The 23,831-nt window shown below is 38.0% G+C and carries 28 protein-coding genes and 1 riboswitch; of the genes, 14 read left to right on the top strand and 14 right to left on the bottom strand.

The genetic code is table 11. From position 1 onward, the window contains the following. The first annotated feature begins 69 nt into the window (after positions 1 to 69). The 5 genes from QYB95_RS00140 to QYB95_RS00120 all read left to right on the top strand — a co-directional run bounded on the left by QYB95_RS00140 (position 70) and on the right by QYB95_RS00120 (position 4,530). Positions 70 to 633: a sigma-70 family RNA polymerase sigma factor gene (locus tag QYB95_RS00140; RefSeq protein WP_301136049.1), complete on the top strand. Its 564-nt coding sequence runs from the start codon at positions 70 to 72 to the stop codon at positions 631 to 633. Continuing rightward, positions 630 to 1,655, top strand: a complete 1,026-nt coding sequence (locus tag QYB95_RS00135; RefSeq protein ID WP_301136048.1) for a DUF4179 domain-containing protein — start codon at positions 630 to 632, stop codon at positions 1,653 to 1,655. The genes QYB95_RS00140 and QYB95_RS00135 overlap by 4 nt, the downstream gene beginning before the upstream one ends. Positions 1,656 to 1,786: 131 nt before the next feature. Next, positions 1,787 to 2,314 carry a GNAT family N-acetyltransferase gene (locus tag QYB95_RS00130; protein WP_301136047.1) on the top strand — a complete coding sequence of 176 codons (528 nt, stop codon included), beginning with the start codon at positions 1,787 to 1,789 and terminating at the stop codon, positions 2,312 to 2,314. 426 nt (positions 2,315 to 2,740) lie between these two features. Then, complete coding sequence (locus tag QYB95_RS00125) at positions 2,741 to 3,160, top strand: MerR family transcriptional regulator (protein WP_301136046.1); 420 nt, start codon at positions 2,741 to 2,743, stop codon at positions 3,158 to 3,160. Between the two features lie 41 nt (positions 3,161 to 3,201). Beyond that, entirely contained in the window at positions 3,202 to 4,530 is a 1,329-nt protein-coding gene (locus QYB95_RS00120) for a hemolysin family protein (RefSeq protein ID WP_301136045.1), read from the top strand. Between the two features lie 193 nt (positions 4,531 to 4,723). Here the strand turns inward: QYB95_RS00120 and QYB95_RS00115 are convergent, their stop codons facing one another. From QYB95_RS00115 to QYB95_RS00080, 8 genes are all read right to left on the bottom strand, one after another. Then, a complete protein-coding gene (locus QYB95_RS00115) occupies positions 4,724 to 5,188 on the bottom strand; it encodes a GNAT family N-acetyltransferase (protein ID WP_301136044.1) in 465 nt (154 codons plus the stop codon). 29 nt (positions 5,189 to 5,217) lie between these two features. After that, positions 5,218 to 6,666, bottom strand: a complete 1,449-nt coding sequence (locus tag QYB95_RS00110; RefSeq protein WP_301136043.1) for a YcdB/YcdC domain-containing protein — start codon at positions 6,664 to 6,666, stop codon at positions 5,218 to 5,220. Between the two features lie 71 nt (positions 6,667 to 6,737). Then, complete coding sequence (locus tag QYB95_RS00105; protein WP_425609155.1) at positions 6,738 to 7,157, bottom strand: GNAT family N-acetyltransferase; 420 nt, start codon at positions 7,155 to 7,157, stop codon at positions 6,738 to 6,740. Between the two features lie 224 nt (positions 7,158 to 7,381). After that, on the bottom strand, positions 7,382 to 7,801 hold the full coding sequence (locus tag QYB95_RS00100; RefSeq protein WP_301136042.1) for a YhfM domain-containing protein: 420 nt from the start codon (positions 7,799 to 7,801) through the stop codon (positions 7,382 to 7,384). Between the two features lie 123 nt (positions 7,802 to 7,924). Then, on the bottom strand, positions 7,925 to 8,482 hold the full coding sequence (locus tag QYB95_RS00095) for a hypothetical protein (RefSeq protein ID WP_301136041.1): 558 nt from the start codon (positions 8,480 to 8,482) through the stop codon (positions 7,925 to 7,927). A gap of 135 nt (positions 8,483 to 8,617) precedes the next feature. Then, entirely contained in the window at positions 8,618 to 8,827 is a 210-nt protein-coding gene (locus QYB95_RS00090; RefSeq protein WP_301136040.1) for a hypothetical protein, read from the bottom strand. A gap of 584 nt (positions 8,828 to 9,411) precedes the next feature. Beyond that, the gene (locus QYB95_RS00085) at positions 9,412 to 10,248 is read right to left on the bottom strand and encodes an aldo/keto reductase (protein WP_301136039.1); all 837 of its coding nucleotides are present in this window, start codon (positions 10,246 to 10,248) and stop codon (positions 9,412 to 9,414) included. Positions 10,249 to 10,291: 43 nt separating this feature from the next. Beyond that, positions 10,292 to 11,485 (bottom strand): MFS transporter, encoded by a 1,194-nt coding sequence (locus tag QYB95_RS00080; RefSeq protein ID WP_301136038.1) that lies wholly within the window; start codon positions 11,483 to 11,485, stop codon positions 10,292 to 10,294. Between the two features lie 198 nt (positions 11,486 to 11,683). On the opposite strand from QYB95_RS00080, the gene QYB95_RS00075 reads away from it, so the two are divergent. From QYB95_RS00075 to QYB95_RS00060, 4 genes are all read left to right on the top strand, one after another. Continuing rightward, positions 11,684 to 12,046 carry a winged helix-turn-helix transcriptional regulator gene (locus QYB95_RS00075; protein ID WP_301136037.1) on the top strand — a complete coding sequence of 121 codons (363 nt, stop codon included), beginning with the start codon at positions 11,684 to 11,686 and terminating at the stop codon, positions 12,044 to 12,046. Between the two features lie 30 nt (positions 12,047 to 12,076). Further along, positions 12,077 to 12,715, top strand: coding sequence for a lysozyme inhibitor LprI family protein (locus QYB95_RS00070; RefSeq protein WP_301136036.1), 639 nt, complete (start codon positions 12,077 to 12,079; stop codon positions 12,713 to 12,715). Between the two features lie 333 nt (positions 12,716 to 13,048). Beyond that, positions 13,049 to 13,483 carry a phosphatase PAP2 family protein gene (locus QYB95_RS00065; protein ID WP_301136035.1) on the top strand — a complete coding sequence of 145 codons (435 nt, stop codon included), beginning with the start codon at positions 13,049 to 13,051 and terminating at the stop codon, positions 13,481 to 13,483. Positions 13,484 to 13,853: 370 nt separating this feature from the next. After that, positions 13,854 to 14,099, top strand: coding sequence for a YkuS family protein (locus QYB95_RS00060; protein WP_301136034.1), 246 nt, complete (start codon positions 13,854 to 13,856; stop codon positions 14,097 to 14,099). A gap of 392 nt (positions 14,100 to 14,491) precedes the next feature. Here QYB95_RS00060 and QYB95_RS00055 read toward each other — a convergent pair whose 3' ends face one another. The 5 genes from QYB95_RS00055 to QYB95_RS00035 all read right to left on the bottom strand — a co-directional run bounded on the left by QYB95_RS00055 (position 14,492) and on the right by QYB95_RS00035 (position 19,009). Then, entirely contained in the window at positions 14,492 to 15,394 is a 903-nt protein-coding gene (locus QYB95_RS00055; protein ID WP_301136033.1) for an ATP-binding cassette domain-containing protein, read from the bottom strand. A 15-nt stretch (positions 15,395 to 15,409) separates the two neighbouring features. Beyond that, a complete protein-coding gene (locus QYB95_RS00050) occupies positions 15,410 to 16,606 on the bottom strand; it encodes an ABC transporter permease (protein WP_301136032.1) in 1,197 nt (398 codons plus the stop codon). A gap of 10 nt (positions 16,607 to 16,616) precedes the next feature. After that, a complete protein-coding gene (locus tag QYB95_RS00045; RefSeq protein WP_301136031.1) occupies positions 16,617 to 17,735 on the bottom strand; it encodes an ABC transporter in 1,119 nt (372 codons plus the stop codon). Positions 17,736 to 18,118: 383 nt separating this feature from the next. Next, positions 18,119 to 18,619 (bottom strand): GNAT family N-acetyltransferase, encoded by a 501-nt coding sequence (locus QYB95_RS00040; protein ID WP_301136030.1) that lies wholly within the window; start codon positions 18,617 to 18,619, stop codon positions 18,119 to 18,121. Positions 18,620 to 18,736: 117 nt separating this feature from the next. Then, positions 18,737 to 19,009 (bottom strand): hypothetical protein, encoded by a 273-nt coding sequence (locus tag QYB95_RS00035; RefSeq protein WP_301136029.1) that lies wholly within the window; start codon positions 19,007 to 19,009, stop codon positions 18,737 to 18,739. Positions 19,010 to 19,230: 221 nt separating this feature from the next. After that, positions 19,231 to 19,340: riboswitch (TPP riboswitch) on the top strand. Positions 19,341 to 19,445: 105 nt separating this feature from the next. Between QYB95_RS00035 and QYB95_RS00030 the strand changes: the two genes are divergently transcribed. From QYB95_RS00030 to QYB95_RS00010, 5 genes are read left to right on the top strand one after another with little or no spacing between them, the layout of a single operon-like run. Beyond that, on the top strand, positions 19,446 to 20,465 hold the full coding sequence (locus tag QYB95_RS00030; protein ID WP_301136028.1) for an ABC transporter substrate-binding protein: 1,020 nt from the start codon (positions 19,446 to 19,448) through the stop codon (positions 20,463 to 20,465). A gap of 1 nt (position 20,466) precedes the next feature. After that, on the top strand, positions 20,467 to 20,757 hold the full coding sequence (locus QYB95_RS00025; RefSeq protein WP_301136027.1) for a thiamine-binding protein: 291 nt from the start codon (positions 20,467 to 20,469) through the stop codon (positions 20,755 to 20,757). Next, positions 20,757 to 21,518 (top strand): ABC transporter permease, encoded by a 762-nt coding sequence (locus QYB95_RS00020; protein WP_301136026.1) that lies wholly within the window; start codon positions 20,757 to 20,759, stop codon positions 21,516 to 21,518. The genes QYB95_RS00025 and QYB95_RS00020 overlap by 1 nt, the downstream gene beginning before the upstream one ends. Next, complete coding sequence (locus QYB95_RS00015; RefSeq protein ID WP_301136025.1) at positions 21,515 to 22,261, top strand: ABC transporter ATP-binding protein; 747 nt, start codon at positions 21,515 to 21,517, stop codon at positions 22,259 to 22,261. The genes QYB95_RS00020 and QYB95_RS00015 overlap by 4 nt, the downstream gene beginning before the upstream one ends. Continuing rightward, the gene (locus tag QYB95_RS00010; RefSeq protein ID WP_301136024.1) at positions 22,251 to 23,021 is read left to right on the top strand and encodes a TatD family hydrolase; all 771 of its coding nucleotides are present in this window, start codon (positions 22,251 to 22,253) and stop codon (positions 23,019 to 23,021) included. The genes QYB95_RS00015 and QYB95_RS00010 overlap by 11 nt, the downstream gene beginning before the upstream one ends. A 151-nt stretch (positions 23,022 to 23,172) precedes the next feature. On the opposite strand, the gene QYB95_RS00005 is transcribed toward QYB95_RS00010, so the two are convergent. After that, the gene (locus QYB95_RS00005) at positions 23,173 to 23,622 is read right to left on the bottom strand and encodes a hypothetical protein (protein WP_301136023.1); all 450 of its coding nucleotides are present in this window, start codon (positions 23,620 to 23,622) and stop codon (positions 23,173 to 23,175) included. Positions 23,623 to 23,831 lie beyond the last annotated feature (209 nt).

The following is a 23,831-nucleotide window of genomic DNA, read 5'->3' as shown; positions in this document are numbered from 1 at the left end:
AATAAATACTTAAACCGTTCGTTGTACTTTATGAAAAAGCCTTTTTTAATACCATAAGGAGCGAAGTGAATGAAATGTTCAGCGACTAACTTTATAACCCGATTAAAGAAACAAAAAGAAGATGCACTGGATTATATAATCGAAGCCTATTTGCCGCTGGTAAAAACGATTGCCACAAAAATTTTGTACACAATGAGACACCAAGACATTGATGAGTGTGTGAATGATGTGTTTTTAAGCGTTTGGCAAAACGCCCATCAGTTTCACGGGGATGCGCAAGATTTTAAAAAATGGATTGGCATGATAACAAAGTACAAAGCCATCGATCGCTACAGGCAAGCTGAAAAGCAAATTGTCCGCGAACAAACAGATGCCCCACTTGAACAGAAGGCAAGTGATTTGCAGACAGACCTAACCGTCCTACAACGAGAGGAAAAGACGGAATTATTATTTGCGATTAGCCTTTTAGAGGAAATGGACCGCGATATTTTTATGATGAAATATTATTTGGAGCTCTCAAATTCCGAAATTGCCCAAAACCTTGGCCTCTCAAAAGCGGCTGTTGATAATCGGCTTTATCGTGGAAAGAAAATCCTGGCCACAAACGTAAAACTAAAGGAGCAATTTGTATGACAAAAAAAGAATGGCTCGACCTAGATATTGATCAACTTGAGTTGCTGGACGTAACAGAAACCGAGAAAGCCCGTGTAAAACGACACGTACTAAAAAAACGCGGCAAAACACCAATTTTGCGCAGGTTTGCTGCAGCTTCAAGCATCTTTATTGGTGCAGCTGCCGCAACAGGTTTTGCCTTCCCATCTCTTGCATCTCAGCTTCCCTTTATGGACAATGTCATTCAGTTTTTTAGTGACGAGGAAGCTCGATATACAAACTTTGAAGACTTTTCCTCTGATATCAATCTTTCGCAGACTAGTAATGGCATTACGGTCATGATTGATAATGCAGTGTACGACGGTACAAATATTACTGTTTCGTATGCACTTGAAACGGAGCATGATTTTGGAGAAGCAATGAAGGTTAAAGCACCTTACTGGTTCGATGTGGCCGGTGCAATCGGAAGCGGTGGAGGCGATCAGATTACAAGGATTAGCAATACACGCTATGTTGGCTTAGCAACATTTACCCCCCATTTCAAAGATGATGCTTACCCAGAAACAGTGAAAATTACTTGGTCTCCTAAAGCCTTTACAAGTATGTCCAATAATTTGGAAATTGAGGGTGATTGGTCGTTTGACTTTTCCTTGGAGCGCTTGGAAGGAGATCTACTACTCGTAAATAGAACAGTTGAGCAAGAGGATGTAAACTTTACTCTTCAAACAATTGAGTTCACGGATGTATCAACGATCATTACCTATGAACAAACCGTGTCAGACGAGCTTCTTGCCAAGTGGCCAAGTGCAACACCAATTTTTCGAATTACAGATAATCTGGGTAATGTGTATGTAGATGAATCCAGTGGTGGTGGCGTCTCCAAGAATAATGGGAAAACCTTCAATGGAACAACGGACTTTGGAACAATCCAATCAGGTGCCAGTCAACTTATCATCCAACCGGTTGAAATCGTGAGCGAACTATCAGGCGAAGGACATATAGAAATTGAACTCGAACCGATTGTGATTGATTTAAAGAAATAGTATCAAATGCCTCTTCGGAAATTAAGTTAATGTTGACTTCCAAGGAGGTATTTTTTATCAAGACTCGCTTCTCTGCTTTAAAAAGGGATTTTATAAGATTTATAGAAATACTTTTTATGGAGGTGCTTCATATGCAGATACGAAGAGCAACAAAGGAGGATGCAGCCGGAATCGCGAAAGTTCATGTAGACAGTTGGAGAACAACCTATCAAGGAATTATTCCAAATGATTTTTTAGATAAGTTATCTTATGAACAAAGAACAAAATTGTGGGTTGAAAACTTTGCACAAACTAACAATTATATTATCGTTGCTGATACTTCGGAAGGTAAAATTATCGGCTTTGCCACTGGCTCAAAACGTGAAACGAATGCTGTCCCAAACTCCAGTGACTTAACCTCTATTTATCTACTGGAGGAATACCAAGGACATGGGATCGGTAAAGAACTGCTTAAACATATGTTTCTGCACTTTAAAAGCCAAGGTATCGAAAGGGTATTCGTCGATGTATTAACAGAAAACAAAACACGCCATTTTTACGAATATTATGGTGCAAAGTTATATAACACCACTCAAATTAAAATAGGTGGAAAACTTCTGGATGAGCTCATCTATGAATGGGAAAATGTTGATGCGGTTTTAGAGAAGCTGCAAAAGTAAGCTTCCACTTCCATTTCCGGAAATTTATGGCGTTATCCTAGGATCAACGCCTCTTTTGTCATATCGTCCATGAAAGGATATATAGGAGTACTGAGCAATACCCTTTTCCCTAATGGACTGCATGAATTTCATAACCTAACCTCCCCTTTTTTGTTGACAAAGAATTAAATCCAATAGTTTCTATACCCCTGGTCCCCTTTATTTCAATTCCCCCGGATACCCGGCTTTTTCTCATAGCCTTGAAAAGCAATCAACACTCCCCTGTGCTTGTTCAAATTTTTTAGCTTTTACTTTTAAGGTGATGAGAACCCTTTCGATGACACTTCTTCAGATTTTTGTTCATTTTTTTACAATATTCAAAACTTATTGCATTTTAATAGCTTAATAGGAACCGTCACGTTATACTTTAAGTATTACGTGATAGTTTTGAGGTGGTACATTGGGAACGAGAAAATAAAGATTAGTGATCTTGCAAATTGTGCAGGGGTTACAAAACGCACAATCGATCACTATACAAATCTGGGATTACTTGAAATGGAGCGTTCACCATCAAATTATCGACTCTACCCTGTGGAGATGATTGAGCGTATTCAGTGGATTGAACAACAAAAAAAATCCGGGAAATGTCTATCGGAAATAGCCAAAATTATAGGCAATCGTGCAACAGAAAATCAACCCTATGAAGAAGTAAATATCCATGAACTTCGACTTCAAATGAAAAAACTGGAGAGCGATGTCACGAAAATAATGGACTCGTTAAGTGAACAAGAAAAACAAAATCTAAAACGGAAAGTAACGCCGGAAAGTGTAGCTTTAATGCAGTCTTTAATTCTTTTAATACAATAACATGGGAGGTGAATGTTCTACCTTCAGAGTAGAACAACCTATTGTCAACCGTCATATATCTAATTATTTTTGTCATATTAATTGCTTTAACAGCGTTTTTTGTAGCTACTGAATTTGCGATTGTTAAGGTCCGTCAATCACGCATTGACCAGCTTGTTGCAGAAGGAAAAGCTGGATCTGCCGCTGCGAAACAAGTTACAACCCATTTAGATGAATACCTTTCTGCCTGTCAACTTGGAATTACGGTAACCGCTTTAGGAATCGGTATGGTTGGAGAACCCACGTTTGAATTTATTTTGCATCCACTATTTGAGAACTTGGGTATCCCAACTGATTATATTCATTGGTTCACAATTGGTGCCGCCTTTATTATTGCAACATTTTTACATGTTGTTGTAGGAGAACTTGCACCAAAGACCATTGCCATTCAAAAAGCAGAAGCTGTAACGCTGGCCTTTTCAAAACCAATTCAAATCTTTTATAAAATTTTGTATCCCTTCATTTGGATATTAAACGGTTCGGCCCGTTTATTATTGAAGCTATTTGGTATGAAGCCTGCATCGGAACACGAACTGTCACACACTGAAGAAGAGCTAAGGATATTACTTTCTGAAAGCTATAAATCCGGTGAAATCAATATGAATGAGTTGCAATTCGTGAATAATGTCTTTGAGTTCGATGACAGAATTGCACGTGAAATTATGGTGCCACGTACCGATATTATTGGTTTCGAGTTAGATGCCACTTTTGAAGAGGTATTAACAAAAGTATCGGAAGAACAATATACTAGATATCCTATTTACGAGGGTGACCGTGATAATATTATAGGTTTCCTGAACATCAAAGATTTCTTGACACTTGGCATAAATAATCGCATACAGCCTGAAACATTTAAGTTAACTAACTATATAAACCCTGTTATTCAAGTAATTGAAATGATTCCGATTCAGGATCTCTTGCAAAAAATGCAAAGAGACCGGATTCATATCGCTATTTTGCTGGATGAATACGGTGGAACAAGCGGTATGGTTACAGTAGAGGATATTTTGGAAGAGCTCGTTGGCGAAATACGCGACGAATTTGATGCTGAAGAGATTCCGGATATCCGCAAAATTAGTGAGAATCATTATATCATCGATTCGAAAGTATTGCTTGCCGATGTAGAAAAGCTTTTATTTGTCGATTTTGAAATCGATGGCATTGATACGATTGGCGGCTGGTATTATACACAGGATACAGATTTGGACCTATCCAAAGTTCTCCATCATCAGGGGTATAACTTTTCTATTCATGAAAAAGAAGGTCAACAGCTTCAGTATATTGAGGTAGTTAAATCAGAATCTGATTCAAACGAGGAATTAGAAGATTAAACAGTAAACTCTAGATGAGGCTTTCGCAAAACCCAAAACACCATTTTGATTAAAAAATGGTGTTTTGCCATATATTTTTCTAGTAAAATTAAGTTCGACACGCTTTGCATGCTTACCATTTATTGAAAAGTCGTTTAGATATGGGAAGGAAGCCTTTTACCCACTCCCCTTACTAATAAATAGATTTGTATACTTATATTTGATAAGATCGCTTGTCTACTTCCCAGTTAACCATTGATTCACTTTGATGAATTCTTTGCATACCCAGCTTTTCCAGTACTCGCATAGAACCATGATTATCTTTTAGTGTTTCAGCTTTTATTTTCTCTACTTTCGATTCATTAAAAGCCCAAGCCATCAGAGCCCCTACAGCCTCTGTTGCATAGCCTTTGCCCCAATACTCTTCAAGGAAACCATAGCCCACTTCAACTGTTCCGTTCTCGTCCGGCTTCCCTTTGAAACCAATGTCCCCAAGGACTTGATCATCTGATTTTCGAACAACAAACCAACATCCCCAATAAAGTAAGGATGGCTCTTTAATTAGATTCTCCAAATGATTGGAAATTTGCGGACCGTTAATATAGTTCTGGTTTGCAGCAATTTGAAAGGTTTCTTTAGTACATGGTATGATTTGTAATCTATCTGTTTCAAGTTTCATTTTTTATTTCCTCCTATTATAGGATGCTATTATTCTTTTTCTGTAATCACCGCTCCTGTTATTGCATCAATGTATCGGATTGCTGTTCCTTTATGGCGCTCACATGCTTCATAAGCAAGGATATAGTTTTCGTGAGTGTCTTCAATGTTCTTGTTCCAGGCTAATTCAAAATCCAGAGATTTTAGAAAAATGTTATGTGCTTCCTTTTGAGAAATAACAGCTTCAGATGGAATAGAGTTAAGCTGTTCAAAGTCAAAGCTAGGTCCACTGTAATAATCTATTTGGCCTGAATGCCGATTAACCGTGACTATTACCAATTCCAAGCGAACCTTTACACCATGCCGATTGTGTATGTGAAAGGTAAATGCTTCTGTCATTTCTGGCTCATCGACTCCATCGTCGCCATCTTTCTGGACAGCTAATTGTAAATACTGATCATAATTCGGGATAATCATCTGCAGAAAATCAATGGCCTTTTGATAACATTCTTCTCGACTTAAAGAAAGGTCGCCTCCTCGTTCCTTAAACCACATAAACCTTCTTAATTTCCCTGTTTCTTTCGAGATGAACGCTTTTACGGTATCTTCATTGTGTCTTAGCAAAAAGCTATCCATCGACAAACCAGTTTCTTCCGTTTTCCAATCTTTTTCACGCCAGACAATTCCCTTTTCATCTCCCCAATCAGCTTCCCGAATGACTTCCATTTGCTGCGTGATTCCGATAAGTTCTTCTACGGAAACCTCTTTTTGAATTCTTTCAGGCGGTGGCGATAGGGAAACAAACTTTTCCGGATAATCTTCGTCTTCCTCATGGATAATTGTTAACGTCGGTTCCGCCACGCCTGCTTTATACCTCATGAAAAGCTCCACATCGTATAAAAGACGGAGACCATCTTCGGCTACATCATGAATACTAGAATTTAGATTTGTTATAGTAAGCTGAAAATCCAATCGATTACTGACATGTTCAATTAATTTTTCTTTTGCAATCAGCGCTTCAGGAATGATTGGCTCCGGTTGTAGTCCAAAGTATTTAAAATTAACTATCTCTCCGCTTGGACCAATATCAATGAAGCAACCAGCATTTGGCAACGGCAAGTCCATCACGATTTGCTCATAGTAAAATCGGAAGGCCTTTGTTGTTAATTTTTTTGTTTTATAGTGTGTTAAGCTTTGTAGCGAATCGGGGTAATGACTACATAAAAAGTGCTCCGCTATTTCCTTTAATTCTCTTTCAGTTAAAGCATGATGATCAGTCGCTATGGTGTCTTGTTCAATAGATAAACTTGTCAAATTACCAGTAAGGTCAAGAGTAATCGAGATTCCTTCATCTTGTTGTTCATCTGCCCATGAAAACATAGCTTCTCCTTCGCCATTTCCCCACTCAAAATATTCTTCTATCACAGGCTGCAAATGACCAGGAATGTGGACCAATGTTCTTGCCCGTTCCTTTAATTGTTCTTTATTCAACAAAACCACCCTTTCCGAATTGGTATATCAATGCGTATGGATCCAATTAAATTTCCCCTTTCGAAGGTATTAATCAGGATCTACTCTAAATACTCGGCAGCCAAAGCAGAGTTTAGGTATCTTGCCATGCCTGTTTTTATCTTTGTTAAACCCAATTTCTTATAAAAGCCTTCATTTCCAGTAGTAGAGATTAAATGCACACAGGAAACATTGCTTAATTTATCAAGTAGATACTCCATAATTTGTTTAGCTATACCTTGTTCCTGAAAATCGGAATGTACTATCACATCGTAAATTGCCGCATTAAACACTCCATCTGACATAGCTCTTCCAAACCCAACAATTCGATCATCAATCATTGCAAAAGCGTTCACATTACTAGCTTCAAATACATGCTTAATAATTTCCTTTGTATGTTTTGTCCAACCGACGGAAGCATATATATCCTTCATTTCATCAATGTTAACAATCGAAAGATCATTATGTATTTTTACATTCACTCTTCCACCTCTATCTATTTTTGAAGTCTATTTAAATATGAAGAAGATTACATTCTAACTTGATATTTAAATAAGTCTTTTTAAAAAGCCTGTACTTTTAGCTACATACCACATGTTTTTATAAAATTTAGGGGCATGAAGTCAGCCGAGCTACTCCACTAATGATGCCAATTCATTAATATCTTGTGAAGTAGCTCTTCTAATCTGCATTTAACCCCTCCCCCTTAATTAAATACATTACTGATTAGTTTCCACATATTAGTAAATATCCCTTTTAAAAAATTATTCTTGATTAATAAATTCATAGACTTCTTTTGCCGAACTATTTGAGAATATATAAATGGTGTGGTATCTTTTATATTCATAATGGTTCCCGACTCTTCTGTAATCCAAAGAAAGTAAGTCTCTTCGCCAAGGGTAAATTGATAGTGTGGACTCACCATATTTACTACCCCTGGTTCTTTTTTCGAAGTATTTACCGCTCTTTTAAAAATTTCCTTTTCTTCCGTTTTCACTAGCTTTAAATGTTCACTTCCAGAGTCCGCTTGAAATGTAGTTAGGGTTTCTGCTGTACTCATATCATCCGTTTGCTTTTGAGAGCATCCCACTAATATTAAACCCATAACCGTAATAAAAATGTACATTTTCCCCAAAGAATCACCTCTTCATATAGGCATGCAAATCATGATAAAGTTACAATTTTCAAATAACGGAATAAAAAAAGCGTTTTATCCTGTTTGGATCAACGCCGTGTAATTTTATATTCATCATTCGATTACCTCAAAAGAGATTTCAGTTTTAATCTCATAGGTATATTCCTCACCTAAAATGTTAAATTCCGTGGTTCCTTCTATTTTGTAATTGCCCGGTGGGAAGTTCATATCTGCCATTTGCTTATATTCTTCTTCTGTATAAGGGTTTCCACCACTTCCCGCATAATATGTCCCCCCCGAAAAATGGTATTGTTCTTTAATTGGTACGTTAGGCGTCATTGCTGTCACAATATGTGGTTGATTCATTGCCGCCCAAAATTGATATCCTTTTGTTACATTAGTGGTATTGAGGTAAATCCAGGATCCACCATGGCCGATCTCAATCTCCTTTTCACCCGTATACGTTAGATTTGCAGTGATTTTAAGCTCTTCCCCAACGTTATATTGGGATTTTTCGCTTTTTATTTCCAGTTTGAAATCGTCTTGAACCTCTATACTTTCACTTTTAATGCTCTCAATGCTATCCCCTTCATTAGTTAAAACCTTTTTACCGCTATCAACTCCGCATGCTGAAAGGAATAGTACTATTATTATAATCGTAAGGAACCTCATTTCTTCACCTCCATTATTAAACCAGTCAACCTATTAGACTTCGTTCTTGGAGGAAAGTTACAATGCTTTTTAGAATCATTTTCAGAAAAAAATAATGCCGACCTCTATATAAATAGAAATCGGCACTCTATACATTTAGCGCGACGCTTTAGGTGGCTGGCATACGTCACATTTACGTTGGTTATTATTTTTAAATTTCGTGAATGTCTTTTCAAAATTTGTTCCACAAGAACATTTAAATAGTAATTTTTGAGAAAAACCGTGATATTCTGTTGTAAGCAACTTACTTTCTGAATTGCTTTCAACAAACTCTTTAATTTTTCCAATCGTCCATCGTTTATTCATTTCTATTACACCTCCAATTTAAGTTAAGCGGAGGTTACTTAGGCTCCTATTCCACTTCTTAAGTTCTACATTATATCATGTGCCTGACGACTTTTATATATCACGCTTAGTTTTACTCGAACTCACCAACTTTATGCGCCATTGTCGAATGGATATAGAACATAGGTCCATGAGAAGTGGACCCATCGATAATACTTCATCAAATGAAGAATCACTTGTTCATGAGAAGAAGCCTCACGGACACCAATTGACGAAATGTAGTAGCACTTGTCCATGAGAAAGGGACTCACGGACAACACTTGAACAAAAGTAGTAATACTCGTCCCTGAGAAGCAGACTCATGGACAACACTTGAACAAATGTAGTTGAACTTGTCCATTAGATGCTGACTCACGGACAACAATCGAACAAATGTAGAAGCACTTGTCCATGAGATGCTGATTCACGGACAACACTTGAACAGATGTAGTAGCACTTGTCCATGAGATGCTGACTCACGGACAACAATCGAACAAATGTAGTAGCACTTAAAAGGAACAAAGGAAAGCCGCATCAGATAGATACGGCTTTTACTTTACTAACTATTAAAAATCAAAGTTATCCGGGTCTGGACCGACACGGAGATTTTGGTTCAATCCATCGATTGTTGCCATATCGTCACTTGTTAATTCAAAGTCAAAGACATCTGCATTTTCAATAATACGATGTTCTTTTGTTGATTTAGGAATTGTTACCACTCCGTTTTGCAAGTCCCAACGCAAAATGATTTGCGCCACGGATTTATTATATTTCGCGGCAATTTCTTGCAGTCTTTCGTTGTCCAATAATTCTCCTTGCATTAAAGGCGACCATGCTTCAAGCTGAATTCCGTTCTCCTTGCAGAAAACTTGTAACTCTTTTTGTGTAAGTCTTGGATGGTATTCTACTTGATTGATCATCGGTTTGATTTCAGCATCTTTCATAAGATCTTCGAGATGGTGAATTTGGAAGTTGCTTACACCGATTGCTTTTACCCGACCTTGTTTATAAAGTGTTTCCAATGCTCTCCAAGCATCTTTGTATTTTCCTTCCACAGGCCAGTGAATCAAATATAAATCTAAATATTCCAAATCCAGTTTTGCTAAACTTGTCTCAAATGCTGAAAGAGTTGATTCGTAACCTAAGTCCGAATTCCATACTTTCGAAGTGACAAATAGCTCTTCTCTCGAAATTCCAGCTTCTTTTATTCCCTCTTTAATTCCTGTGCCTACCCCTTCTTCATTGCCGTAAATGGCTGCTGTATCAATACTTCGGTATCCATTTTTAATTGCAGACTTTACAGCATTCACTAACTCAGGACCTTCCTCTACTTTAAAAACCCCTAATCCGAACCAAGGCATTTTAACGCCGTTATGCAAAGTTGTTGTATCTTGTAAATTCATTATTAATTTCCTCCAAATTATCATATTTTCTTGCCCTTATTACTTAAGAAATTTTTGCTCGATCCTTGCTTTCCAATCTTCTACTGAAGCCTGTTAAAATTGCCGCAATAGCTACCATTAGTGCACCAATCCAAGATGTGTGGATAAGTCCGATAGAATCTGTAATGATTCCTCCAAAGAATGAACCTATTGCAATCCCCGCATTAAAAGCGGCAATATTGATAGCTGATGCGACATCCACAGCACTTGGGACAAAGCGTTCGGCAAGCATTACCACATATACTTGTAAACCTGGTACATTCATAAAAGCAAAGAGACCCATCAAAAGTATTGTAATTAACCCAACGATTTTATACGGTGCCGTAAACAGTAAAACAAATAAAATGATGGCTTGTACAATAAACATGTAGAACAATGCATTGATTGGATTGCGGTTGGAAAGTTTTCCTCCAATCATATTCCCTACTGCAATCGCAATTCCGTATATCAATAATAGAACTGCTACCGTTTCTTCTTTAAATCCAGTTATCTCTTGAAGTAACGGTGATAAGTAAGTAAACACAACAAACGTTCCACCATAGCCCAATGCAGTAATAATGAAGACCAGCAATAAGCGTCCATTTGCTATGAGCTTGTACTGATCGCGAAATGTTGATTTTGTCCCTTTACGTAAAGTAGTTGGAATTAGGATACTATTTGCAATGAATGCAATTACACCAATTATGACAATAACAACAAACGCAGTTCTCCAACCCAGTTGCTGCCCAATATATGTTCCAAATGGCACACCTGTCACAGTAGCCACTGTTAGACCAGTAAACATAATTGAAATAGCACTTGCCCTACGATTTTCAGGCACTAAATCAGCTGCAATCGTCGAACCAATTGACATGAAAATACCATGTGCGAAAGCTGAAATGACCCTTGCGACAAGCAACACACTAATAGACGTTGAAAATGCAGCAAGACTGTTGCCGACAACGAAAATAATCATAATCCCTAGCAATAACGTCTTACGCGGTACGTTAGATGTCAAAGAAGTCAGAACAGGTGCCCCAAAAGTAACACCCAATGCATATAAAGAAACCGTCAACCCTGCAGTTGTAACCGGTATACTTAAATCCTCCGAAATCAGTGGCAATAATCCAACACTGATAAATTCAGTCGTACCTATTGCAAATGCACTAACCGCTAATGCGAGTAATGCCCAGGTACTTTGTTTTTTACTTAACACCATTTTTTCTCCCCTCCAGTAAGTAATTCTTCCAAACCTTCATACAAGTTTGAAATTGTATGAAAGTGTAGTAAGAATCGGCCGGCAAATGTTATTATGAGATATACAGATTACAAATAAAAGTACGCACTTAAAAGTAATATAGGTACTAATAAGTGTTATAGGTACTTTTTAGTGCCTATTAAACTGGAGGACTCACATATGCAGACAAAGAAATATAACATATCAGTTGAAGCTACTTTAGAGGTGATTGGGGGTAAGTGGAAATGTGTAATTCTTTGCCACCTTACTCATGGGAAGAAACGAACAAGCGAGTTAAAACGTCTTATGCCGAGCATCACACAAAAAATGCTTACACAACAACTCCGTGAACTTGAAGAGGATGGCGTCATCAATCGCATCGTCTATAATCAAGTTCCACCTAAAGTCGAGTACGAGCTAAGTGAGTATGGAAAAAGCTTGGAAGGAATCTTAAATGCCCTATGTAATTGGGGAGATAATCACATTATGAAGGTTTACGGTGATAAATCCAAAGTTTTGGAAGAAAGTATTCTGAACAATTAATAAGACGAAAAGAAGAAAGGTAGAATTTTAATGAAGAACAGCCGTAAATTTCTAATGGGAATGGTAACCGTATTCTTCGTTTTATTGGCCGCTTGTGGAAATTCGCCTGATGACGTAAATGCCTCGTTGGATAATGACCCACAAAATAATGACTCAACTGAGGATAGAAGCGATGATTCTACTGAAATAGACTTACCAAAGAATACGGTATCTAATACCGATAACAGTAATTCTACGGCAACAGTTGATCCATCCAAGAATGACCCCACACAAGTTGAGGATTCGTCTGCTGAGAATACGAAAGCTAGTCTGAAGGAAGAATATCTGAAGAAATTAAATAACATGAAAAAAGAAACGGACGACAAGCGTAATAATCCTCCGGATGAAAGCACATACGCGCTTAAAAACGTGGAAGGTGAAATACATGATATCTGGGATGGTTTGCTGAATGAAATCTACGGGGTTCTAAAGCAGGAACTCCCTCAACAAGAAATGGAGCAACTAAGAGAAGCTCAACGTAAATGGCTAAATTATCGTGATCGGACTGCACTTGAAGCATCCTTAAAATATAAAGGCGGGACAATGGAACATCTAGAATATGCAATCGTCCTGAATAATCTAACAGAAGCAAGATGCTTTAAATTAGTTGAAGACTATATGGAATACTAGTTCATCGTTATAAACTAAAGTATAGTTATTTATATCATATTATGGGTTTTATTTTCACGATATTCTTCAATTTGAAGTTGCCTTCCATTTTCAAATTATGGTACGGTTTAATTCACGATGAATATAGTTAACTAAAGGACTGAAGCAATGAATAAATTTCATTATGGTTTTGCAGCTTTTACTTTTGTTGTATTCTGTACTCTATGGATAACTTTTGAAACGCATGCAATTAAGGCTTTTGACCAACGAGTTGCCGACTTCTTTTCGCGTATGGACTTCATTACCCCTTTTCATTATTTGGGAGAAACCAATGTGATATTCGGAGTTTCTCTAATGGCTATGGTTATTATCTGGGTACGACTGCGGGATTATAAATTAATATTTTTTGTCTTTTTAACGATTGGTCTGGGCTATGGGTTATATCAATTTTTAAAACGAGTAGTTGAACGGCCGAGACCTGAAATTGTCGATCAATTGGCCACATTTAGTTTCCCATCAGGACATGCCACCCATGGAATTTTATTTTTATTGACCCTTGCTTTTGTGTTCAGCAAGCTCGTTCAATCAAAAAAAGCTTCACAAATCGCTTGGGTTGCAGCCATTATAATATTTATGTTAATCGGCCTTTCCAGAATAACAGAGGGCAGGCATTTTGCATCTGATGTATTAGCTGGCTGGTCACTTGGGTATACTTGGTTTACCTTGTGTTCTGGGTGGTATAAGATTAGTATTCGCGATAATCACCGAATGCATCACACAGATCAGTGAGTGTAAATACTATTTGTTGATATAGAGATAGGTGAAAAATAATGAATTTAACAGACAAAGAACTAGCCAATTTATATGTAAAATACAAGAAAGAAAAGAAATTGTTTAAACAGAAAAAGAGACAGTCGTTGTATGATTTAAATCATTTTTTCGAATGCAAAAAAGCCTTATCCCTTATTAAACTCGAAATGCATAGACGCGGATTAAAGAAAAAACGTGCAAAGAAACTAAGCAACTTTTAGTATGCTTACTTTGGGTACTATACTTTCTAGAAAAGTATGGTATCTTTTTTATTTCAATTATTTTTTAGACTGACATGAATAATTCACCCTCCTAATTGACACATTACATTATGGGAGGTGGAAGATTTATGCCGAATACTATTGGTGTTGAACAATCACTATCAAACGTGGAAGCTGCTTTAAAAGCAAAAGGCTATGAAGTCATTCAACTTCGTAGTGAAGCAGATGCAAAAAGCTGTGATGCTTGTGTAATTACCGGGCAAGATGACAATGTGATGGGCATCAGCGATACTACTACTAAAGGATCTGTTATAGATGCTACTGGTCTTTCTGCTGATGAAGTTTGTGAACGTGTAGACAAGCTATTCCATTAATCATTAAAAAAGTGCTGTTCTGGAGTCTTTTAGACTTTAGAACAGCACTTTTTGCTTTATGATGTTGGGGCTGGGGGTTATTTCTCATGGACAAGTTTTACCCACTTCTTTAAAAGGTGTCTCTAAGCGGGCTTCTCATGGACAAGTTTTCCCCACTTGTATAAAAGGTGTCTCTGAACGCGCTTCTCATGGACAAGTTTCTCCCACTTGTTTAAAAGGTGTCCTTGAGGAGGCTTCTCATGGACAAGTTTTCCCCACTTGTGTAAAAGGTGTCTCTGAGGGGGCATCTCATGACAAGTTTCCTCCGTTTGCTCAAAAGCTGTCCCTGAAACTCCCTATAAATGATTTTTGACGACTCCCCCCTACAGTGTGAACTCGTCTACATTCCCTATTCAATGATAATACTTCGAATAAAGATCACTTAAAGACATCTTCCCAACACTAAACGCTTGTTTGTGATTCTCACTTAGGAAGGCTGATACCTTTTCCAATATCCCCGAGCCACCTTTAGGGAGCTCTACAAGCATGACACTATTCGCTAGTAACTGGATATTCAGTTCGGGGTATGCAACAGATAGCTTGTCCTTTAACTCCGCTGTTCCTTCGGGAATTCGAATAACGGCATTTCCATTTACTCCTAAATCCTTATATATATCCTCAACTAAATCCAGCTTCCCATTTTTTACGAAGAAAATGCGATTCGCGTATTTCTCCAAGTTCTCCAGTAAGTGAGAAGCTATAATGATTGTTTTTTCTTCCGCTTTTTTCTTTACCAGGGTTTGCGAAATGATTTCGACCTGCGTAGGATCCAGGCCGTTCATTACTTCATCCATTAGCATGATTTGCGTATCTGAAACAATTTGCATGGCAAAACAAAGTCTTTGACGCATTCCCAGTGAGTAGGTACCGGTTTTTTTATTAACGTAGGATTCCATCCCAAGTGCCTTAATAGTGCTTTCGATCAATTCTGGATTACTATCCCACATGGATGAATATATTTTGAGATGCTGCTTCCCGGATAGATGATTGTATAAGTCACTTTGATCAGGCATCATGGACACGAGCTTGTGAATTTTCACTTCATTAGATTTCGTTGTATATTCCAGTTCATTATTAAATAGGACTTTCCCGCTGTTTGGACGGAGATAATTCATGATCACATTCATCAACGTAGATTTCCCCGTTCCATTAGGTGCAACCAAACCAATGATTTCCCTAGGATGGAAAGTGATTGAAACCTCTTTTAATATATCTCTGCCGGAAAAATTCACACCTATATTTTTTAGCTCCATCATATCGTTTCCTCCTGTTTACCTAAGGTACTTAAACCCTCTTCTGTTACTAATCAAAAAAGTAATTAGAAGACAAACGGCTGTACATGCAGACATGACAAGAAGTCCATTTGTCAAATTTAGCTCTATTGAATTATTGAGGTATTCACGGTAACCTGCAATTATTTGCCCTACTTGAACATAGCTAGATGGATACCATTGAATATCCTTTACAAATCCAAGCCCTCTCACATAATAATAAAACTCTGCAAAAACAACGACGAGGCCTAATGCTAAATTGGCAAACTCATTTCTTATGGTGATACTTATCAGCAATAGCAGTGAAATCAGCAACATGAACCAGAAAAGAATCAACAATGTGTTTTGGAATAGGTATTCTCCCATCGATATCATAGTAAAGGCCCTGGCCTCATAGCTAAAAATAGGAACTGGCAATTTCAAATCACCGAACCCATTTTGAATCGCAATTATGAAAAAACCAACAGACAATGGAACGACCGTCAGGAAGCTCCCGATTAGGGCAATCCCACCTTTTACTAGCAGCCTTTTCCAAATCGAAATCGGAAAACCCTTTATCAACGTAGGATTCCGTTTATCTTTTAACACGATGTCGGCAGTAAAGAGAATGCAACTGACAAGGAGGATTAAAGGCAGATATCCATGCAGCAATCTCTGGAGCGTTTGCAAGGCTGTCCTTTCCTCAAAAACATCCATCGATAAATCTGAATTTCCTTCCGCATAACCTTTAAAACGGCTTGCAGAATACATATAAGCGTAGTGCCCATCCTCTGTTGCATAAAGATTCCCTGCTGTGTAATATCGAGGATTATAATAAAGAAGGTCCCTGCCATTTCTAAAGATCATAAAATCTGAGTATTCATACCACTTATAAGTAGACTCGGCATACTTTTTCAAATCGTTGTTGTCTATTGCATCTAACCTCTGTTTATCGTATTCGTTCCACTCCGGATAAATCGCTGCCGCAAATCTAGTTAAAGGATATGTATTTTCGTCAATTACCAAGTTGGTAAGAAAATCTTCTCGTGTTAAGAACCTTGCTTCAATTTCTTCACGATCGACTTGCTCAATCGGATCATAGGAAGGAGCCATCTTTAATGCATAGAAGCATGCAAAAAACAGCAGAATGACATAGATGGCTATATTTTTCTTATTGAACATAAATTGAATAAATTCGAATTTAAAATAGGCTCGCATTTGTCTCCTCCTATACCTTTTTTAGTTTTCCAGTAGTAAAGAATAGCTTTACAGCAATCAGCATCAGAACAATACTTATACCGATGCAGATTAATCCATGAATCAGTTCCAATCCAATTGGCTTTGCAAGCTCGAGACTTTGTCCATTCAATAGGCTAGTAAAGTTCATATAGTTAAATGGATTAAATGGGACAAGGCTTACTAGCGCTGGAAATAAAGAAGGAGCAATAAATAATAGTAGTTGAACAAATAACGTTAAGTACATATTCTTCAATAATACATTTAGAATAAGAGATAAAAGAATTGCAAAAATTGCTGCGAAAATCATATAAACCAACGTGATTCCTATGTATTGTAAAGTGGTGATTACCTTGAAACTGCCATCAAAAATAGCAGTAGGATAGCTTGGATTCCCTATCCCGTAAAAGTAAATGATGGGCAAACTGCAAATAAATATCTCCACTATAAAAATAAAGACAAAGAACATAGCTGAAGTAGATTTTGCCAGGACATATTTATCAAAAGAAACAGGATACCCTTTGATTAAAGAAGTATGTCGGAACTCCCCAATTAAAATACCGCATGAAAAAATACTGATGAAAATAAACCAGAAGGACCCCAACATCATAAATAAATTTAAGAGAAACGGAAAAAATGATAGTGTATCCAGAGAAACTGTTAGGCTCGTTTTGTCCATGAATTGATAGAGGACCGTATCCAGCCTATTCTCTGTTTGGGTAGGAAGATTAGCCGCAACTTTTTCGTATCCTTCCAAATCAAAAGCACTCGCCCTTAACTCCGCAAGTTTTATGCCTGATTCTAAATATAATTCTGGACGACCGATTTTAAGAGACATACTTTGATTTACAACATACCTTTGCTGCTTGAGCAAATTATAATATAAGTCGCTTCCATTCCCGTTATCCATGGCGTCTGCGGTTTGAAATTTGGTCAAAGCCGATGCGACTGACTGATATTCACTGGCCTTTTCATCTATAAGTTTTTGTGAATTTTCGACTTTCACATAAAAAAACAGGCCAAAAACAAATAGTGCAACGGCAATACAGGCAATAATATTTTTCTTGTTTGTTCGTTCTATAAGAAAATCATTCTTAAAAAGCTTCCACATAGATAGCCTCCTTTTTCAATAACAAGTCTTTCATACCCTTTAATTTCCAAAGAAAGGGAATCGTTTCTCAGTATACCAAATTTTCCGACTATTAAATAGACTTAAAAATCAAGTAACGCAGCGTTTATCAATAGTTCGGTAATATGAAGTTCTTTTTTATCGGTTAAAATATGGAAAGTGCTTCACTTCTTTTATGATGCATTTTTCATATGAAAACCGTTATTCAAAAGTGCTTCATTCCCTTCAAATGATCCCCCTCAACCAGATTCTGTAAGGCATTTCTCACCGCCCCCCTAGAGGACTCACATTTCAAATAAAAATTACTATATCAAAAAAAATAAAAACCAAATCATCATCATGACTTGGTTTTTTATAATAGACCATTAAAGCTTTTTCCCTAAAATAACTAGATCTCTTTTTACTCCGTCCAATGTTGCCACTTCCGGGAAGTGGGCCCATTTTTCGAAGCCGAATTTCTCAAATAAACGCAGGCTTGGCTCGTTGTGGCCAAAGATAAATCCTAATAATGTATCCACATCACAGCTTGGTGCCGTTTCAATGACTTTCGATAATACGGTCTTTCCTAGTCCGTGTCCTCTATAGTTTTCATCCAGGTAGATGCTGACTTCGGCAGTTGCTTGGTAAGCAGGTCTTCCATAAAAGTCTTGAAGGCTCACCCATCCGCAAATTTCGCCGCTTGTTTCCACTACCCAAAGCGGTCTTTTGGAGGCGTTATGTTCATGAAACCACTTTAAACGATCTTCTACCGTAACCGGTTCAGTGTCTGCCGTAACCATTCTGCCTGGAATCGTTGAATTATAAATGTCTACAATTCTCGGTAAATCTTCTAGTGCTGCATCGCGAAATGTAATTTCTAGTGCCATCAAAACACCTCATAATTTTAATTTTAAATTCATGTTAATTCTATTTACAAGCGAATACAATAGAATCTTTAGGACGATGTACAAAAATAAAAAGCATCCCTACAATTGCAGAAACACTTATTTTACCATTCTTTTAAAAATCCCGAGATATACAAGGGCAAAACCGATAACTTCCAGCAGGATGAAGCTGTATACCATAACAGTAAATCCTATAAACCCATCTCCTTCATCCATACCAAATAAAATCCCGGCAATCCACGATATTAAAGGTGCAATAGCAACAATAGTCGCCACTCCCCAGGTTACAAGTTTCTTTTTCTTCTCTTTGTTCCGGCCGATATACACTGTCAATATGATGGCAAGTACTAAGATAGTGATAGCAATTGGCAAATGTTTTTCTCTCCTAATGTTCAACTCTATTTATTTTGAAGATTCTCTTATCTTGATTATAACAAAACCTACATCTTCCTGTAACCAGGTGAACAGCAGGAATTCTAGTCTTGTTCCGTATAAAGGTTTCTCTCTTGCCCAATTCATCAAAATTGATATATTAAAATAATATTGAACTTTTCTTTTAACTATGGCTAAAATTGAAATACAAGTTCATATCAAGAAGAATGTAGGGGGGCTGGTTTAGCCAGCTGAGACTGTATCCGTTAGATACTGACCCTTTGAACCTGATTTGGTTAATACCAGCGTAGGGAACATTGGCTTCAATTTGATTTTCTTTCATTTTGGAATAAATGTTAATTGCGTCTGGGATTTTAATCCTGGACGTTTTTTATTTCTTCTTTTATGGATTAATTCAATCTATTGGAGGATTCCCATGAAAAGACTTTTCACCTTAGTGGTCATGGCAGTTTTCGCGCTTGTTGGCTGCCAATCGAACCAAGCCCAAACAAGCACAGCATCAAGCGAGCAAACGAGTGGAACAAAAGAGCTGGAGAAAGTAAGCGTAGTATTGGATTGGACACCTAACACGAATCATACAGGTCTTTATGTTGCCAAAGAAAATGGCTATTTTGAAGAACAAGGCTTGGACGTTGAAATCATTCAACCAGGCGATGCGGGAGCCGATCAGCTTGTTGCTTCAGGCAATGCAGAGTTTGGCGTTAGCTACCAAGAAGCAATTACACTAGCGCGTACACAGGATGTGCCGATCGTCTCAATTGCAGCAGTGATTCAGCACAACACATCCGGATTTGCTTCACCAGCAGGTAAAAATATTACTTCCCCCAAACAATTCGAAAACCGCGTTTATGGAGGTTGGGGCTCCCCTATTGAACAAGCTGTGTTAGAAACTCTTATGAACACAGAAAATGCAGATATCGATAAACTTGATATCGTGAATGCCGGTGACGCCGACTTTTTCACAATGACCAATCAAGGGATCGATTTTGCGTGGATTTATTATGCATGGACAGGGATTGAAGCAAAACTTCGCGGTGAAGACATCAACATGGTCTACCTGACTGACTATAGCGACAAGCTCGATTACTATACTCCGGTCCTCGCAACAAACGAAAAAATGATCGAAGAAAAGCCGGAAATCGTAAAAGCCTTTGTAGCAGGAGCATCTCAGGGCTACCAATATGCAATCGAAAAACCAGAGGAAGCGGCAGCTATCCTTTCTAAAGCAGCTCCTGAACTTGATACCGAGCTAGTGTTGGAAAGTCAAAAATGGCTGGCTGATAAATATCAAGATGATGCGCCGCGCTTTGGTGAGCAAAAATTGGAAGTTTGGCAGAACTATGCCGCATGGATGAAAGAAAACGGAGTACTTGATGGTGACTTTGACCCGGAAACAGCATTTACAAATGAATTCTTACCGAAAGAAGGAGAATAAAATGGCAAACTCATTAATTAGTGTACAAATCATCCCCAAAACAAAAGTGTTGGAAGATGTGATTCCCTTGGTAGATGCAGCAATTGCCGTCATTGAGGAGTCCGGTGTAAAATACAAGGTCCAGCCATTGGAAACAACCATGGAGGGCGAACTTTCCGAGCTTTTATCCATCATTGAAAAAATGAATAAAAAGATGATTGAACTAGGTAGCGTAAATGTTATTACACAGGTCAAAATTCTATACCAGCCAAGTGGAACATCCATGGAAGCACTAACGGAGAAATATCATTAATGCGAAAGATGAGTATGCACGGAGGAAGGTCTCTTTTCTTCCTCCTCTTTTTATTTATACTGTGGGAGCTGCTCATTCGGCTAACCGAAACACCTAAATGGCTATTGCCGGCTCCAAGCGATGTCCTGAAAGAAGCTGCAATAGGATTCGGTGATTTTTATGGTCACCTACTTTCCACCATTAGTTTATCGATACTTGGACTTGTAATAGGTTGCAGTGTCGGACTTCTGATTTCAATCATTCTTCATCGATTGCCAAAAGTAAATGAAGTCCTATATCCGCTTTTAATCCTATCGCAAAATATCCCGACGATTGTCTTGGCTCCCCTACTGATTATTTGGTTTGGTTTCGGGCTGCTACCTAAGCTTATAATCATTAGCCTGGTTTGCTTCTTCCCTGTCGTCGTAGCCAGTATGGATGGATTTAGACAGACCGCTCCTGAGTTAAGGCATTATATGAAAATGATTGGTGCAACAAATAAGCAATTGTTCTGGAAGCTCGAGCTGCCCCATGCCCTTCCCTCCATTTTTTCAGGGTTGAAAATTGCAGCGACCTACAGTGTGATGGGAGCGGTTATTTCCGAATGGCTCGGAGCCAAAAAAGGTATTGGGGTCTATATGACTCTTGCGCAATCTTCTTTTCGTATCGACCGCGTATTCGTAGCAATTGGCTTCATCATGTTACTAAGTGTTGGTTTGTTCGGCGTCATCCGCCTTGCGGAAAAAATAATGGTCAAGGGACGAAGTGAGGAAAAGAAATGAGTTTAACTATTACTGAATTAGACATAGCTTTTGGACAGCTTCCAGTACTGGAAAAGATGAATCTCCAAGTGAATAATGACGAATTCGTTGCAATTCTTGGTCCTTCAGGAAGTGGGAAAAGTACCCTTCTTCAGCTTATTGGTGGCCTTCTGACACCAGATAACGGAATGATTCAGTTAAACGGAGAATCGATTAATGGAAAGAAAGGATTGATCAGCTACATGCCGCAGCATCCATCCCTATTCCCATGGCGTACTGTGTTAGAAAATGTGGTCCTTGCAGCAGAAATTAAAGGAAAACCCGAATATGAAGAAGCTAAACGGTTGCTTGAAAAAGCAGGGTTGGCCGAATTTGAAAATTCTTATCCGAATGAGTTATCAGGTGGTATGAAACAACGAGTCGCTTTTATTCGGGCGTTGCTCAGTAAACAAAGTCTTCTCTGTCTAGATGAGCCTTTTTCAGCTTTAGATGAATTTACGCGAATCAAAATGCAGAATTGGCTTCTTTCGATTTGGGAAGAAAATCGCAAATCCATTTTATTTATTACTCATAGTATTGAGGAAGCAATGTTTCTGGCAGACCGTATCTACGTACTTTCAAAAAGACCTGCACATGTAAAAGCAGAAATAACAGTCCCCTTCTCTCGCCCGAGAAACGAGCGTCTGCTTGAAACGAATGAATTCTTCCATTTAAAGAAACAGATTTTCCAACACATGAAGGAGGACATTGCTGATGATGATTGATGCACATATCCATCTCGATCATTATGAAGAGCAGGATCGCAAGGAGATTTTAAACAGCCTTTCGGAGCATGGAATGGTGGCCCTGGTTACGGTGTCCTTCGGCTTGTCTTCTTGCATTAAGAATCGAAGCCTCTCTTTAGAGGATTCTCGTATAAAAGCGGCTTTTGGTTTTCACCCTGAACAAGAAATCCCTTCGAATGAGGAAGTCGATGAACTATTTTCCTGGATGGAAGAGCATATAGAAGAAATGGTAGCAGTCGGTGAAGTCGGATTACCTTACTATAAGAAACTTGAAAGTCAAGTTCCTTTAAATTACACACCTTATATTCAGTTGCTGGACCGATTTGTGGCGTTTGCTGCCTCACACCAAAAACCTATTGTTCTCCATGCAGTATATGAAGATGCACATATAGCTTGTGATCTACTAGAAAAGCATGGCGTCACAAAAGCTCATTTCCACTGGTTTAAGGGGGATGAAATCGTGGTAAGGCGGATAATTGAAAATGGGTATTTTATATCGATTACGCCTGATTGCTTATACGAGGATGAAATTCAAGAGCTCATTTGCAAGTTCCCTATAGAACAAATGATGGTTGAAACAGATGGGCCATGGCCATTCGAGGGACCCTTCACAAATCAAAGAACGGTACCGCAAATGATGGTTTATTCCATAAAAAAGATTGCCGAACTACAAAATCGTTCCGTTAAAGAAACGACAGAGATTTTATATGAAAATACCAAGAGGTTTTATAGAATCTAGATACCAGATAAAAATACTGGTAGAGTGGAAATATTTTTTAGGTAAGCTTCCCGTTGGATGGCATGAAACTGTAGTTCCAGGCTTCGCACTCTTTCCTCGGGAGTTGACCCTACCCCACACTTATTTTTGGAAGTTGTTTTTAAAACCCATTTTATAATGTAATTACCCAAAACTCACGATCTTCCAGAACTAGGTCATACGGAGTCTTTAATTCCATCCAACGAACATTTCTTCGTTTCAAAATTTCTAAATCCTCTTTACCGTTGAGGGAAGTAAAATACTCTACAACCCCACTTGAGTGAAGAGCTTCTTCTAAATAAGAATATAGTATTTCCAAACACTTTTCTTCTTCCGCCGTTCCCTTTAATCTATACTTAAAAGGTATATAATTAACATAAACTGCTACTTGGTGAGCGAATGAAAAATGAGGGCTATATGAAAATTTCCGTTTACGTTCGCTATCATAATTATTTTCAAAATAGAGATGAGCAAAATCTAATTCACTTTTATAGACATTGGATTGTTCGGAAGAAACCGGATTTAAACCGAAAGAACCTTGTGGCAGTTTCATGGGCGAAGCGATGTATATGTATTGAGTCATGATTTTTACCCCTTTTGGAATTTAAATAGCGTCTTCAAGCATAAGCAACTTGCAAGATTAACTTTCCACTTCATATTTCGACTTTCTTAACCAATAAAAGGCCTTTCATCAAGTACTTAAATTCATCTATTAACACCTTAATATATATATCCATTTACTTTGCAGCAAGTTACTAACAATCCGTCCTACATAAGAAAAAATCCCGCATA

This window comes from Ureibacillus aquaedulcis, from assembly GCF_030418165.1.
GTDB classification, from domain to species: Bacteria; Bacillota; Bacilli; order Bacillales_A; family Planococcaceae; genus Ureibacillus; species Ureibacillus aquaedulcis.
The sequence above is the reverse complement of the archived record's forward strand: the minus strand, read 5'-3'. Positions and strand labels throughout refer to the sequence as shown.

Excerpts from the sequence above, each read along its gene's own strand:
- QYB95_RS00080 (WP_301136038.1), bottom strand. The coding sequence starts at position 11,485 with ATGGTGTTAAGTAAAAAACAAAGTACCTGGGCATTACTCGCATTAGCG.
- QYB95_RS00115 (WP_301136044.1), bottom strand. The coding sequence starts at position 5,188 with ATGAAACTTGAAACAGATAGATTACAAATCATACCATGTACTAAAGAA.
- QYB95_RS00085 (WP_301136039.1), bottom strand. The coding sequence starts at position 10,248 with ATGAATTTACAAGATACAACAACTTTGCATAACGGCGTTAAAATGCCT.
- QYB95_RS00005 (WP_301136023.1), bottom strand. The coding sequence starts at position 23,622 with ATGACTCAATACATATACATCGCTTCGCCCATGAAACTGCCACAAGGT.
- QYB95_RS00060 (WP_301136034.1), top strand. The coding sequence starts at position 13,854 with ATGCCGAATACTATTGGTGTTGAACAATCACTATCAAACGTGGAAGCT.
- QYB95_RS00070 (WP_301136036.1), top strand. The coding sequence starts at position 12,077 with ATGAAGAACAGCCGTAAATTTCTAATGGGAATGGTAACCGTATTCTTC.
- QYB95_RS00025 (WP_301136027.1), top strand. The coding sequence starts at position 20,467 with ATGGCAAACTCATTAATTAGTGTACAAATCATCCCCAAAACAAAAGTG.
- QYB95_RS00135 (WP_301136048.1), top strand. The coding sequence starts at position 630 with ATGACAAAAAAAGAATGGCTCGACCTAGATATTGATCAACTTGAGTTG.
- QYB95_RS00095 (WP_301136041.1), bottom strand. The coding sequence starts at position 8,482 with ATGAGGTTCCTTACGATTATAATAATAGTACTATTCCTTTCAGCATGC.
- QYB95_RS00100 (WP_301136042.1), bottom strand. The coding sequence starts at position 7,801 with ATGTACATTTTTATTACGGTTATGGGTTTAATATTAGTGGGATGCTCT.
- QYB95_RS00065 (WP_301136035.1), top strand. The coding sequence starts at position 13,049 with ATGGCTATGGTTATTATCTGGGTACGACTGCGGGATTATAAATTAATA.
- QYB95_RS00050 (WP_301136032.1), bottom strand. The coding sequence starts at position 16,606 with ATGCGAGCCTATTTTAAATTCGAATTTATTCAATTTATGTTCAATAAG.
- QYB95_RS00075 (WP_301136037.1), top strand. The coding sequence starts at position 11,684 with ATGCAGACAAAGAAATATAACATATCAGTTGAAGCTACTTTAGAGGTG.
- QYB95_RS00045 (WP_301136031.1), bottom strand. The coding sequence starts at position 17,735 with ATGTGGAAGCTTTTTAAGAATGATTTTCTTATAGAACGAACAAACAAG.
- QYB95_RS00140 (WP_301136049.1), top strand. The coding sequence starts at position 70 with ATGAAATGTTCAGCGACTAACTTTATAACCCGATTAAAGAAACAAAAA.
- QYB95_RS00130 (WP_301136047.1), top strand. The coding sequence starts at position 1,787 with ATGCAGATACGAAGAGCAACAAAGGAGGATGCAGCCGGAATCGCGAAA.
- QYB95_RS00055 (WP_301136033.1), bottom strand. The coding sequence starts at position 15,394 with ATGATGGAGCTAAAAAATATAGGTGTGAATTTTTCCGGCAGAGATATA.
- QYB95_RS00030 (WP_301136028.1), top strand. The coding sequence starts at position 19,446 with ATGAAAAGACTTTTCACCTTAGTGGTCATGGCAGTTTTCGCGCTTGTT.
- QYB95_RS00040 (WP_301136030.1), bottom strand. The coding sequence starts at position 18,619 with ATGGCACTAGAAATTACATTTCGCGATGCAGCACTAGAAGATTTACCG.
- QYB95_RS00015 (WP_301136025.1), top strand. The coding sequence starts at position 21,515 with ATGAGTTTAACTATTACTGAATTAGACATAGCTTTTGGACAGCTTCCA.
- QYB95_RS00020 (WP_301136026.1), top strand. The coding sequence starts at position 20,757 with ATGCGAAAGATGAGTATGCACGGAGGAAGGTCTCTTTTCTTCCTCCTC.
- QYB95_RS00090 (WP_301136040.1), bottom strand. The coding sequence starts at position 8,827 with ATGAATAAACGATGGACGATTGGAAAAATTAAAGAGTTTGTTGAAAGC.
- QYB95_RS00010 (WP_301136024.1), top strand. The coding sequence starts at position 22,251 with ATGATGATTGATGCACATATCCATCTCGATCATTATGAAGAGCAGGAT.